This window comes from Pedobacter folensis (genome assembly GCF_056490665.1).
Genome location: NZ_JBWJIF010000001.1, coordinates 1,590,342 through 1,603,765, shown reverse-complemented (window position 1 = coordinate 1,603,765; position 13,424 = coordinate 1,590,342). Strand labels below are relative to the sequence as shown.

Annotated in this window: 10 protein-coding genes; 4 read left to right on the top strand and 6 right to left on the bottom strand. The window is 41.3% G+C overall.

From position 1 onward, the window contains the following. Window positions 1-152: 152 nt before the first annotated feature. The 4 genes from AC04QZ_RS06310 to AC04QZ_RS06295 form a co-directional block, all read right to left on the bottom strand. On the bottom strand, window positions 153-1,976 hold the full coding sequence (locus AC04QZ_RS06310) for a M60 family metallopeptidase (protein WP_478357041.1): 1,824 nt from the start codon (window positions 1,974-1,976) through the stop codon (window positions 153-155). Window positions 1,977-2,703: 727 nt separating this feature from the next. Then, window positions 2,704-4,653 carry an OmpA family protein gene (locus AC04QZ_RS06305; RefSeq protein ID WP_478357040.1) on the bottom strand — a complete coding sequence of 650 codons (1,950 nt, stop codon included), beginning with the start codon at window positions 4,651-4,653 and terminating at the stop codon, window positions 2,704-2,706. A gap of 27 nt (window positions 4,654-4,680) precedes the next feature. Further along, window positions 4,681-5,607, bottom strand: coding sequence for a PorP/SprF family type IX secretion system membrane protein (locus AC04QZ_RS06300; protein ID WP_478357418.1), 927 nt, complete (start codon window positions 5,605-5,607; stop codon window positions 4,681-4,683). After that, the gene (locus AC04QZ_RS06295; protein WP_478357039.1) at window positions 5,577-6,605 is read right to left on the bottom strand and encodes a hypothetical protein; all 1,029 of its coding nucleotides are present in this window, start codon (window positions 6,603-6,605) and stop codon (window positions 5,577-5,579) included. Before AC04QZ_RS06295 ends, AC04QZ_RS06300 begins: the two co-directional genes overlap by 31 nt. Before the next feature lie 207 nt (window positions 6,606-6,812). On the opposite strand from AC04QZ_RS06295, the gene AC04QZ_RS06290 reads away from it, so the two are divergent. Then, window positions 6,813-9,005 (top strand): catalase, encoded by a 2,193-nt coding sequence (locus AC04QZ_RS06290; protein ID WP_478357038.1) that lies wholly within the window; start codon window positions 6,813-6,815, stop codon window positions 9,003-9,005. Window positions 9,006-9,143: 138 nt separating this feature from the next. Here the strand turns inward: AC04QZ_RS06290 and AC04QZ_RS06285 are convergent, their stop codons facing one another. Then, window positions 9,144-9,650 carry an ankyrin repeat domain-containing protein gene (locus AC04QZ_RS06285; protein ID WP_478357037.1) on the bottom strand — a complete coding sequence of 169 codons (507 nt, stop codon included), beginning with the start codon at window positions 9,648-9,650 and terminating at the stop codon, window positions 9,144-9,146. A gap of 183 nt (window positions 9,651-9,833) precedes the next feature. Here AC04QZ_RS06285 and AC04QZ_RS06280 point away from each other — a divergent pair, with 183 nt between their 5' ends. The 3 genes from AC04QZ_RS06280 to AC04QZ_RS06270 all read left to right on the top strand — a co-directional run bounded on the left by AC04QZ_RS06280 (window position 9,834) and on the right by AC04QZ_RS06270 (window position 13,014). After that, window positions 9,834-10,709, top strand: a complete 876-nt coding sequence (locus AC04QZ_RS06280; protein WP_478357036.1) for an alpha/beta fold hydrolase — start codon at window positions 9,834-9,836, stop codon at window positions 10,707-10,709. 187 nt (window positions 10,710-10,896) lie between these two features. Beyond that, window positions 10,897-11,754 carry an AraC family transcriptional regulator gene (locus tag AC04QZ_RS06275; RefSeq protein WP_478357035.1) on the top strand — a complete coding sequence of 286 codons (858 nt, stop codon included), beginning with the start codon at window positions 10,897-10,899 and terminating at the stop codon, window positions 11,752-11,754. Window positions 11,755-11,832: 78 nt separating this feature from the next. After that, window positions 11,833-13,014 (top strand): FAD-dependent oxidoreductase, encoded by a 1,182-nt coding sequence (locus tag AC04QZ_RS06270; RefSeq protein WP_478357034.1) that lies wholly within the window; start codon window positions 11,833-11,835, stop codon window positions 13,012-13,014. Between the two features lie 110 nt (window positions 13,015-13,124). On the opposite strand, the gene AC04QZ_RS06265 is transcribed toward AC04QZ_RS06270, so the two are convergent. After that, the gene (locus AC04QZ_RS06265; RefSeq protein ID WP_086546959.1) at window positions 13,125-13,400 is read right to left on the bottom strand and encodes a hypothetical protein; all 276 of its coding nucleotides are present in this window, start codon (window positions 13,398-13,400) and stop codon (window positions 13,125-13,127) included. Window positions 13,401-13,424: the final 24 nt, after the last annotated feature.

The window sequence follows — 13,424 nt, the reverse complement described above, 5'->3', positions numbered from 1 at the left end:
TAAATCAAAAAGGCAATGGGTAATGTGGTAAAATAAAAAGAGGCTGTATCATAAATTAATGTCATGAGTCGAAATGCTTTGAGCGGCATTTAAACAATTCCTTCGACAAGCTCAGGATGACATGCTATATTATGATACAGCCTGTTAAATGCTTAGTTGTATAAACCTAACTCTGCCAGCGATGCAAACTGCAATCCGTCTTGTGCAGAGGTGGCAATTACTTTAAGATATCTTAAGGTTTTGGTACTGCCAAATGCAAAATATTGTGCGCCGGCAACATTTTGAGCTACATAATTATTTACCGATGTGAAAGTTATATTATCGGTACTGGTTAACACCTGAAAGTTTTTAATCGCCCGGCTCAAGCCGCTTCTTTGCACTAAGCTTAATCCGTTTGCCGATTTTGAAGAACCCAGATCGATAACCACCTGATGCGGATAACTTGTTGGAGAGGTAGTCCAGCGTGAGTGCCAGAATGTACTGTAACTTCCATCAATTAAAGTGGCAGCCCTGCCATTAATAGCACCCTCGCCACTGGTTTCTTCAGAGCTGAAAGAATTGATGCTCCACCCGGTTTTACTTAATTCGGTTAAAGGTGCAACGTTGTCTTGCAGGGTAGAAGGATCGGTGCTTGGTGCAGGTAAACCTAAAGCGGCCATATCAGCATATATTTGGGTAGTAGCTGCCGGGGTAGATAAATTCAATCCCCATTTCTGGAAGAAGTTACTTAAGTTTTTGCCCGATATACTGCAAGCTTTCAGCATGAAATAACGCAACCTGGCATCATCATTAGCTAAGGTTGGATTTTCAACACGCATGTTTTTGGCGAGGGTTCTGTAAAAGTTATCGCCATAAGCCAGGGTTAATTGCTGGAACATGCAAAGCCTGATGAACAGATCGGTTAAAGGATTGGCATAACTTGCTGATCCGTTATAATCTTTGGTTCCGGCAGGTTTTCCTAAATAGGTAAAAGCTTTCGGCCAAACCCCATCATTTACGAGCCTGTTGATAGATGGCGTAAGTGTACGTTGCACATATAAACTGTAAAGATTTACCGTAACCTCACCCAAAGCGCCCCAACGCCACATCATTTGGTGCTGGTGACCCAGTTCGTGCCATAAGCCCCAGCCATTGGTACCTACTGCGCTTAAAGTTAAAATGGCATTCACATCTGAAGTAATATAAGCCGTGCGGTAATCGTAAGCGAAAAAATAATAGGCCGGATCTTCATGCTGTGTTAAAAGATAGGTATGCACATTTTTAGCATGAGCAGGTAATGAGTTATCTAGACCATTCAAATCATCTTCCAGTGCAATAACCTGTGTAATTTTGTTTAATATAGCGCTCTGATCTTCTGCCTGGTACTGTATGGCCTTAGTTCGTGATACGACGATAAAACAATTGGCCCCTTCTAAAACAACATCAGGCGTGGTATAGGTTTGTAATTGGTTAATCCAGTCTGAATTTGTAGTTACACCAAGTTTGTAATAGGGCGCATAGGTATAGCCGCTATTGAAAGTTAACTTAGCGGTTGATCCGGTTGTCGAGTTGGTGTACCTGATCCACAATAAGCCGCCAACAGCATTACTAATGGTGTTGGTGCCTGCGGTTAACTGTACAACGGTGGGCTGGGTATTCCAGGTGCCATACCTAGAGTAGGTGCCAATTAATAATTTAGGCAAACGGGTTCCTGCGGTTTGCTCTACAGTGATATCTAAAGTAGCACCCGGAGCCATGTATAAGCCGGTTGCTGTAAAATCGGTTAAATAGTATCCATTTTTTAAACGATCTCTTTCAATTGATGCATTAATTTTTTCGGTAACATTAAAAACATTGGTTTGCGTGAGGGATTGTACACTGACACCACTCATGGTTTTTTTGGTGTTTACAATTTCATCTTGTAATACGGCTGCTTTTTTACAGGCCGAAAGCCCTACAATAGCCGAAACGGTTAAGAGTAATAGTTTCTTTTTCATTTTTTAGGTTTTGGTAAGTATTTGGTTATAGGTAGCCATATTCCACTAATGGATTATGGTGATCATTCGTTTTGTAATATTTAGTTAGCCAGTTTAAATCCTAACACAGCTGGATGTAAGTCTGTGTAAAGCCTCAATACAATGTATTCATAATTACAACGATGTAAAAGGAAAAAGACTGCGCAAACGTTTGATTTGCATGTGTTTGCAGTAGGGGAGATTGGATGATTTTTACAAAAGGATCCCATCTTCAGTACGATTTCGGTTACTGTTGCTCGCGATTGCAGGCTAAATGGAATATGGATGGCAAAAGGTGACTCTGTTATTTTAGAAAGCGTACCGCCAGCTTTTTCAGACCTCTATCGGGTCAGGGCAATTTAAATTTTAGCGCAGGCCACCTGTAACATCAGGAAAGAAAGTTGTTATTTTCAAGGGCGAATAGGTCACCAAACTTTATAATGAGGCATATCCTTACACCAGCAAATCTGATTAAGAAATCTGTAAGTTTTTATCACAAAAAATGGGCTGGTTTTTGGCCAGCCCAGATTTAATGGTTTCATCCTTTAGTTGAAACGATGCGGTTTAGTGCAAGATTTCTTTGCTACAAATTTTTATTTTTTGCCACAGATTCACAGATTAGACGCAATCTGCGGATCTGTGGCTTTTTTAATAATAAATTTCATTCGTTATTAAACCTGGGGACTTTCAGTCCATAATGGTTTAGTGATTAATATTTCACAATCTTAAACTCAGTTCTCCTGTTGGCCTGGTGTTCGGCAATAGAGCAGGCTACGCCGTTTTTACAGCGGTTAAGTAACTGCGTTTCGCCATAACCTTTCGCTTTCATGCGGCTACGGGCAATGCCGCGGCTCACCAGGTAATTAACGGCTGATTGTGCCCTGCGCTGTGAAAGGTCTATGTTGTAAATGTCAGAACCTCTGCTATCTGTATGCGATCCCATTTCAATTTCGAGCGTAGGATTATCCCTCATGATGCGGACAGTTTCGTCGAGTATTTTAGCAGCATCTGGCCTGATATTGTATTTGTCGAAATTATAATGGATATTCTTGATTTCTATTTTTGTACCGACTACAAAGAGTGGTTTCAGGTATAAATTCACTTCCAGGGTATCTGATTTGGTAAGACCGACAGTGCTTAACCTTGCAGAATCACTATAGTATTTAACTTTCTGGCCGAGTACCATATAATCTGTATTCTTGCTGAGTTCAAAAAAGTATTTGGCAGAATCAGCGGTTAGCTGTTTACCAACTACCCTGCGGTCGCCCGCCATTAGCGTTACATTAGTGAGCGGGAGCAAGGCACCTGTGCTCTTGTCGAAAGTTTTGCCTTTCAAGGCCAGTATAATCTTTGGTTTTTCAATCAGGAAGCTGTAAATATCGTCGCCACCTTTTCCGCCTTTTCTATTCGAGGATAAATATCCGATTCCCAGATCAGCAGTTGGCAGGCTCATGTTTACAAAGGCAAAATCATCAGCTGCCGAATTGATCGGATAACGTAGATTAAATGGTTTTGTCCAGTTGTCCCTACTTCCTTTTGCCCCGAAAACGTCCAAACCACCCATGCCTGGTAAACCATCGCTCGAGAAATAAAGCGTACTATCTGCTCCCATTTCAGGAAACATTTCGTTTCCTTCGGTATTGATTACCTTGCCGGCATTTTGTGGTTTACTCCAGGTGTTATCACTTAGCAGGGTACTAAACCAGATATCCGTTCCCCCAATACTTCCCGGCATATCGGAAGTGAAATAAAGTGTCTGCTCATCTTTGCTTAAACAGGCATGGCCCAATGAATATTGTTTTACATTATTATAAAGGAAAGGTTGTGCTGTCCAATTGCCGTTATTCGCCGTGTAAATATAGAGTTCGATATTATTTGTTCTAAACTTTGTTTTCGCCTTTAATTCTATTTCTGCATCCTTTTTTCCAACGTAGGTTCGGGAAACAAAAAGCATATTGCCTGCTTTATTACTGATTACGGGGCCTACATGGTAATCGGCATCATTGTAAACCGATTTGTCGACAAGGGGGAAACTTAAAGTGCCACTGGCTGTTCTATCTGCAGTATAAATCCGTAAAAAAGGATTTCCAGTCCGGCCATATACACTTTTAAAAACGCCTGCATCCGGCTCTCCGGTATAAAATACAGTATAGGCAAATGGAAATACACCAAATTCGGAAAGCGATGTATTGACCGCAGATTCGTTATGCATTAAATGAGCCGTAGGTTTAGCCAGCCAAACCTGTGCAGAATCGCAGCCCAATAAGTCGTTAGCTACTTTTTTGGTGTCGCCGGTTTTGGAGGCATAGGTTTCGAAAACTTTTTTAGCCTCGATATAACGAAGGTTTGATTTCAGTACCGAACCATATGTTAACAGATGTTCCGATTTGCTTTCCGGATAGGCGATGAGGCGCGAAAACCAGTTTTCTGCAGCCTCGTAATCGTTTATCTTGTAATAACTGTAAGCTAACTTTTCTACATCACCTATCTGGGGATCTTTTACATCTACAAGTTTAAGGTACATGGGGATAGCCTGGGCGTAATCATAGTTTTCATATTTTTGTTTAGCCCGATCTCTAAAGGATAACTGTTCCTGACCATAACTGATGTTATAAAAGCTGATGGTTATTAAAAGGTACAGCAAATATTTAGTATTCATAATGGATTAATCTAGATGGTAATTGAATTAGAAAAAACGTGGACTCAGTAAGCGCTCAGACCGGTGTGGAAAGGTGAGCCCGATCGATATTTCGTGAGAACCGGTCTGTACATTGCTGAGGCCATTAATGGTATAATCATAAGAATAACCTAACCTTAGCCGGTCTGTAACATAAAACTGGGCAATGCCCGAAATGGAATTGGCGTCGCTTAAAGTTTGCCCGTTTCTGTATGTTTTATCCCATATGTTTATGCCAGTGCGGTATCCTGCACCTACCCAAAGTTTATCTCCGAATACGAACATGGCATTAAGATCCAGGCTGCTTGGCCCTTTAAAATCTTCTTTCCAAAGTAAACTTGGCCTTAACTTTACATCCCGTGATAATTCGAAAAGGGCACCCGTAATAAAATAATAATGGCGCTTGCGCTTGATGTTCTGTTGTGTAGCGGTATCCCATTTGAAAATATCGTTTGACTGGTCGCCAGAAAACATATCCATGATCGACGCCCCGATATAATAGTTTGGCGAGCTGTAATAAACGCCAAAGCGCGCATCGGGCACATAACTGCTTACTGTTCCGGTAGGTATTGTAACATCGTCTTGCTCAACAGGATGCAAGGAGGCGCCATCAATAGCATAATTGGTAACACCTGCAGCTAAACCAAAACTCAAACGTTGGGTATCGTCTCTATCTAAACGTATTCTGTAGGCATAATTGAGGTAAATTGAGTTTGCCCTCTGCGCGCCCAACTTATCTGCTGTAACCTGTAAACCCACACCAATGTTCTTTTTAAAACTTTCTGTAACGCCATCCAAAGAAAGCTGACCCGTTTGGGGGGCGCCACTTAATCCTGTCCACTGTGTACGTAATGCAAGCTGAGCAAAGAATTCTTCCTTATAGCCTGCATAGGCCGGGTTAACACTTAATGAATTGTGTAATTTTTCGTAATGTATTGATGTAATGCCTTGGGGCTTTGAGTTGTGATAATGCCGGCCTCCACTTGTAAGTGAATAAAGATCGCGAGTTGTCTTACGGTAAAGCTTACTTTAAAACTGCTGTCTAAAATACCACCAGCACTCAGGTCTTCGGCTATGGTATCGATTGATTTGAGGTAGCTGATCTCGCTTTCAATATACCTCAGCAGCGATTCGTCAATATCGGGCAAATTCCTGCTGTATGGTAGGCTTATGGTTTTAAAAACCTGCCCGATTAGCTTTTTAAAGAAATGGAGTAATCTATATTGCTCGCTTATGTTTTCGCACTTTTGAAGTTCATGATTAAAATGGCTGCAACAGGAATGATAAAAAGATGGATGATTGAAATTTAAGGCGCTGAGCAGTAGAATAATTCCCGGTATTTCTATAGGGGGCACAAATTTCTTTAATGCGATTTGAAGTGATTCGAAAAAATCACGCAGATATCCGGCCTGTTCGAAAGTGAAACGGCCTGCAGCACTATTTAAGTGCTCAAAGATATGCGTAAAAACTTCGATGGCTTCCAAATCGGCATGCAGCTCTTCAAGGTTTGTAAAGATCTGGGTAGAATTTTCTGCAATATTTAATAATACTTGCTTTTGGTAAATAAGTGGAACAGGACTGTGATAATCAAAATAATATGGGAAATAATGCTGAAGATCCAAAACCATCTGGTTGAGCAGATTGATTAGGCTATTAATTTCTTCCGTTTTGTTTTCATAACTGGCATTAGGCAAATTATTCACCATGGTTTCCAACTCCTCCATTAAATGGATCAAGCCTTTTTGATGTTGTGTTAGATATGCCTTTGATCTGTCAGGGGCTATTTGTGTGATGTGGTGCTGAATGGCATTGAATATTCGTTTACTTTCCTTTACGATTTCGTCTTGCAGTTCCTTGTGCGGACGCTGATATACCGTTCCTGCCCTAAGGGCATCTAACATTATTTCCCTGATGTTTACAAGTTCATAAACCATTTGCTTAGTAGCCAATTGCTTAATTCTAGGGTTTTTATTTTCACTTTTTTGTATTGGCGTGGTAAGACGAACCGTTAATGTGGTGAAACTTAATTTTAGCGTGTTTTTTTTAAAATCGTGCCGCTTTTTGTGTTTTCTTTTTTTAGTATCAGATAAACAAAACTATTGTTCAGCATATTGGGTTGTATAGGCATAATGTAAGGTATTATGGCTAAGAAAACATCTGAAAAGAAAAATGCTCCTGCTCGTCAGGAAAATGATAAAACCGTTAAATTGGAATCTTTTGTTGCGGACTCCACTGGCGAATTGCTGACCACCAATCATGGTCTTCGGATCAATGATGACCAGAATTCATTAAAAGCAGGGGAAAGAGGAGCCACTTTATTGGAGGATTTTATCCTGCGTGAAAAAATCACTCACTTTGACCATGAGCGCATTCCGGAACGGATTGTGCATGCAAGGGGATCGGCAGCCCATGGTGTATTCAAGGTATATAAAGATATGTCGGAACTAACCAAAGCTGCATTTCTGCTTGATCCTGAAGTTGAAACGCCGGTCTTTGTTAGGTTTTCAACCGTTGCCGGTTCGCGCGGCTCAACTGACCTGGCGCGTGATGTTCGTGGTTTTGCAGTGAAGTTTTATACACAGGAGGGCAATTTCGATCTTGTAGGAAATAATATGCCTGTGTTTTTTATCCAGGACGCAATCAAGTTTCCTGATCTGGTACATGCGGTAAAACCCGAGCCCGACAATGAAATGCCCCAGGCAGCCTCAGCACACGATACTTTTTGGGACTTTATTTCTCAGATGCCTGAATCTTCGCACATGATCATGTGGGCGATGAGCGACCGGGCACTTCCGAGGAGTTACCGGATGATGGAAGGCTTTGGAGTTCATACTTTCAGGTTTGTTAATGCCAGTGGCGTATCTAATTTTGTGAAGTTTCACTGGAAACCGCTTTTGGGCGTACATTCCGTTGCCTGGGATGAGGCCCAGAATATCTCCGGTAAGGATCCTGATTTTCATCGCCGGGATCTTTGGGATGCCATCGAGGCCGGTGCTTTTCCGGAGTGGGAGCTGGGCGTACAGATCGTAGCCGAAGAAGACGAGTTTAAATTTGATTTCGATCTTTTGGATCCTACCAAACTGATCCCCGAGGAACTTGTACCTGTACAGCGTATTGGTAAGATGACATTGAACAGAAATCCTGATAACTTTTTTGCCGAAACCGAACAGGTGGCTTTTCACGTTGGCCATGTGGTTCCGGGGATTGATTTTACCAATGATCCGTTATTGCAGGGTAGACTCTTTTCTTATACCGATACCCAGCTGATCCGTTTGGGTGGCCCGAATTTTCACGAAATTCCCATTAACAGACCAGTAGTGCCGGTACACAATAACCAGCGCGATGGTTATATGCGCCAGACGATCAATAGAGGTAAAACCAGTTATGGACCTAACGCTATTGCAGCCAACGATCCCCAACAGGTAAAAGCTGCTGAAGGGGGATTTGTAAGCTATAATGAACGTATTGATGCTAAAAAGATCAGGGCAAGGAGCAGAAGTTTTTTTGATCACTTTTCGCAGGCACGCCTGTTCTTCAACTCGCAGAGCGAACCGGAAAAGAACCATATTATTGATGCACTGAGTTTTGAGCTTGGAAAGGTAAAAACCACCGCGATTCGTGAGCGCATGCTTGCGGTACTCGTTCAAATTGATAAAGGACTGGCTACAGCTGTTGCTTATGCGCTTGGTCTGGATATTCCAAAGATCCCGCTGGGCGAACTGAACAACAGTATACCAGCTGATGGCGACCCTGCGGATTATGCCTCTTTAAATCCTAAAGGAAGCCTTTCCAAATCGGCTCCTTTAAGTATGGCAGAAACGATTAAGGATACCATTAGGACCAGAAAAATTGCCATACTTGCTGCAGATGGTGTGGATGAAAAATCCCTGTCTGTAGTTAAGGATTCACTTATTGCCAATGGTGCGGTGGTGCACATTATTGCGCCAAAACTTGGCGAGATCACTTCAAAAGGAGATAAAAAGATTAAGGTAGACGAGAGTTTCCTGACAGCAGCATCTGTACTATATGATGCGGTTTATGTTCCAGGTGGAAAAAACGCTGTGGCAGCATTGGAAGCCGAGGCCAATGCGATCCACTTTTTGAATGAGGCTTTTAAGCATTGCAAAGCAATTGCAGCAGACGAAGATGCACTTCAGGTATTGCAATCTACCTATTTCTTTAAAAAGCTCCCGGCAGAATATTCCAGGGAAACCGTTTTGCGGGAGGGTATCATTGTTTCTGCAGATCTTGATCAACTCAGCAAAACCTTTGTAGAGATTATTGCGCTGCACCGTTTCTGGGAACGCGAAAAGCCAAGGAAAATACCTGCATAAGGTCAATACAACATATACCAGGTGGAGGCCTAACAGCCTCCACTTCATTTGACATGGAAAAGATAGGGATGGGATAACTCTTCCTAATTAGTTTAGGTAGCCCGATAACATGATAGAAGATATCAGTAAAAAAAAATACTAAGGCGCTTTTGAGAGATGCGTTGCCCCGTTGTGAGATTCTAATAACTGTATGCCCGTTTCATTGCCTTGCAAGGCAGCAAAATCAAGGGCACTCTGACCCCGTACATCAAGCATATAACGATCAGCACCATGGTTCAGCAATAGCTTAAGTACATCATTTCTGCCGAACATGGCAGCAAACATCAGTGCGGTGCCTCCATTCCCATGCTGGAGGTTAAGCAGCGCGCCGCTCTCAATAAGTAAACTGGCAATATCAATGTAACCTTTAAAGGCTACGCCCATCAATGCCGTGTTTCCGCCAGTATCAGCCGCATTCAGGTCAGCTCCTGCGTCTATCAATAACTTTGCAGCCTCCAGTTGTTTATTATAACAGGCAATGATTAAAGGGGTATATCCTTTCTCATCGCGATGGTTTAAATCCGCACCCCTGCGGATAAGTTCTCTTAATACTTCAACTTCGCCTTGCCTGGCTGCCGGAATAATCAGCTCGTTTATGTTCTCCATGCCTATACAACCATTGCCAGATATAAAAGTTTTAAGACTTAAAATCTTATCAGTTCTTTGTCTGTACAATAATGATCTTTTGTCACAATTCACCCGCTATGTCGTCGCTTTTGCCCGCGGTCAAATCCTGAAATGAGCGTTATCTTTGTATTGTTCATGATTTTCAAACTAATTTAAACTGTTATGAAAAATTTATTCAAAACACAATATCTTCTTAAAACAATACTACTCATTGCAATTATGATGGGTATAATAGCTCAATCACATGCTCAACAAGGTAAACCCAATGGCAGTGGTTTTGTGCCGGTGAATGGTATCAAAGTTTATTACGAAACCTATGGCCAGGGTAAGCCTGTTATTTTACTGCATGGCGCTTTTATGACCATTGAAGCAAATTGGGGACAATTAATTCCTCAATTGTCAAAAACAAGAAAAGTAATTGCGATCGAATTGCAAGGCCATGGACACAGCCCGTTTTCGGATAGGAAATTATCGCATGTTACCTTAGCCAGCGATGTGGCAGGGGTAATGGATTACCTTAAAATAGACAGTGCTGATGTAATTGGTTATAGTTTCGGAGGTAGCGTAGCTTACCAGTTTGCCATACAAAGCCCTAAAAGGTTAGGGAAATTGGTGATCATTTCTTCTACTTATAAAAGTGCTGGTTGGATGCCTGAAGTGAATAATGCATTTAAAAGCATGAAACCTGACCTTTTTACGAACAGTCCGATGCACGTTGCATACGATGCGGTAGCTCCCGACAAAACAAAATGGACAAAGTTCCTGGAGCAGATGATTGCTATAGCCGGCGAACCATACAACATGGGTGACAATAATATCGCGAAGATTTCTTCTCCCGTATTACTTATCGCAGGTGATAATGACGGACTGGATAAAATGGAGTTGATTAAAACATATCAATTACTCGGGGGTGCTATATTTGCTGATTTTGGAGCAATGCCCAAATCACAATTGGCCATTGTCCCTTCGCAGGGGCATGTAAGCCTGATGCAGCAAACGCAAACAATATTCGGTTATTTGGATAGTTTTTTAAAGTAATCTATTTAACGGATTGGGGGAATTGATTCTTATAGAAATCCTTTCAATTTTCCTGACTTTTAAAATTTAATGTAATCCATTATCTCAAAAATTAGCCTTTTACTGGATTTTGGTAAAAAGAAATTGCATTGAATATGTTTTTTAACGCGGGCTGTTAAAATGTCAAATATCTTGGTAATTTTAAGAAGTGAATAAAAAAAGCCTACAAATACCCGTCAATACACTTCCTCATGGAACCTTCGGTAGAATAATGATCATGCGAGAATTCTTCGACGGCCCACCCAACTTTGAGGATGTGGAACGGTCGCACCGTGACGGTGGTTATACTTTTATTATTCAGGAAGAAGGTTGCACAGTAATAGAAATTGACTTTCAAACCTACAATATCCAGGCGCCTTCCATCATTTATATTCAACCAGACCAGGTACACCGACTCATCACATTTGAACATGCTTTGGTCAGCACCATGATTATCACTGAAGAAAATCTCCATCCGCAATATTTAAGCTTGCTACAAAATTTTTATCCAGTTAAACCTTTAACAGTTGATCTTGCGACATTAGCTATTCTCTCGCAAACTGCGGTTTTGTGCCTGGGACTTGCAGAAAAAAAAGCGTATAAACTATACAATGCTATTTTGCAGGAAAGCTGTAATACATTGGTGGCATTGGTTACCTCTCTCTATCTGGCAAGGTCTGAAGAAACAGACCATCTTAACCGTTACGAAGTTATTAATAAGTCATTTAAAGTGGCATTGGGAGATTATTATAAAAAGATTAAAACGCCATCGGAGTATGCAAAACGCCTGAATATATCTACTTCTTATCTGAATGAGTGTGTTAAAGCCACAACAGGAAAATCTGTTTCTGCTCATATTCAGCAACGTATTATACTGGAAGCTAAACGCTTACTTTTCCATTCTCTTCTTTCTATAAAGGAGATTGCTGTGGAATTGGGATATGATGATTATTCATATTTCATAAGGCTGTTTGTCAAGTTAGCAGGTTGCACACCTACAGTATTTCGTGAAAGAAACCGCGAATAGTCCTATACTTACCTGTTTCAGCCATTGTTCTGCCTGAACATTCCATGTTTCTTTGTGCGATCAAAAAGAGAACATCTAATGGAAACTTTAAAAGAACATAAATTATTACAAAATAAAAAAATAGCCATTGTTGGTGGTGGACCTGGGGGCTTAACGCTCGCAAGGCTTTTACAGCTTAAAGGTGCGGATGTTAAAGTATATGAACGAGATCATAGTCAGTCGGCACGTATACAAGGGGCAATTGTTGACCTTCATTTTGAATCCGGCCTAAAGGTGATGGAAGCAGCTGGATTAATGGAGGAATTTAAATCAAATTATATACCGGGCGCTGATAAATTCAGAGTGCTTGATCCAAAAGGAAATATACTTTTGGATGAGGAAAGTTCAGCGGCAGATTTTGGTGACGAAAACTTCAGGCCAGAGATTGGCCGTGGTGCACTTAGGGATATTCTGATAGGGGCGCTGCTACCGGGAACAGTTGTTTGGGATAGTCATTTTTTAAATATGCATCAGGTTAAAGATAAATGGGAATTACATTTCAGGAACGGAAGCTCCGCCACCGCAGACATCATTATAGGGTCGGATGGTTACCGATCACAGATCCGTCCTTATCTAACTGATGTAAAAGCATGCTACTCCGGAGCGATGATTATTCAGGGCGAAATAGAACAACCCGAAAAAGAATGCCCGGAAATTTACGAATTAGTTGATCAGGCTAACCTGATGATTATGGGAGCAGGAGCAACAATTATTGCCCAGCCACGCGGTGATGGCGGATTAACCTTTTACGCAGCATCAATGTATCCGGAAAATTGGGTGAGCACCAGCGGTATTGATTTTAATAAGCCTGAAGCGGTGCGCGCCTATCTAATTACTCATTTTACAGACTGGAACCCTGTTTTTTTTACGCTATTTGAGGCTTGTAATCATTTTGTTTCAAGGCTACTGAATTACTTTCCTTTAGAACAGCGGTGGGAGACAAAAAGTAACCTTACACTTATTGGTGATGCAGCACACTTGATGCCCCCTAATGGTGAGGGCGTTAATTTAGCTATGCTCGATGCTTTAGATCTTTGCGAATGTTTGACAAGTTTTGAATATAAGGATATAAATGATGCCATTTCAGCGTACGAAAACATCATGTTTGAGCGATCAGCCAGCATTAGCCAGGAGACAATTGACGGGATTAAAGATTTCGCTGCTCCTACTGATGAATCGGTACAGGAATTTGTAAAAATGCTTACACCGGATAGAAGTTGATTCCCTGCCTTTTAATTTGATGAAAATTCCATTTAAAGATAATTTTGAATACCGGAGGCCTATTGAAGATTTAGCAAGATGTTTTACAATTTGTCTTAATGTTAGATGCATTAGCTAAGGTGATTTTCGATTGCCCCAGAGATCTGGTTAATCTCGGCCACACCCAGCGAAATATGATGACCATCTTCTGTCAGTTTGTAATCAAATGGCGCCAGTTCGCCGGGCTCAATTTCTTCTGCTTTCAGTAAGGTCCAGTCAGATCCCTGTTTTCTTATTGCGCCTAAAATCCCGCCGAAATAAACAATCTTAAAATAATCATCTTTTGGGATAATGGTCAGACTGATCGTTTGATCATCATGTTCGATTTCAATGTTAAATGCTGTCATGATCTCAAAACCCTTGCAAACGGC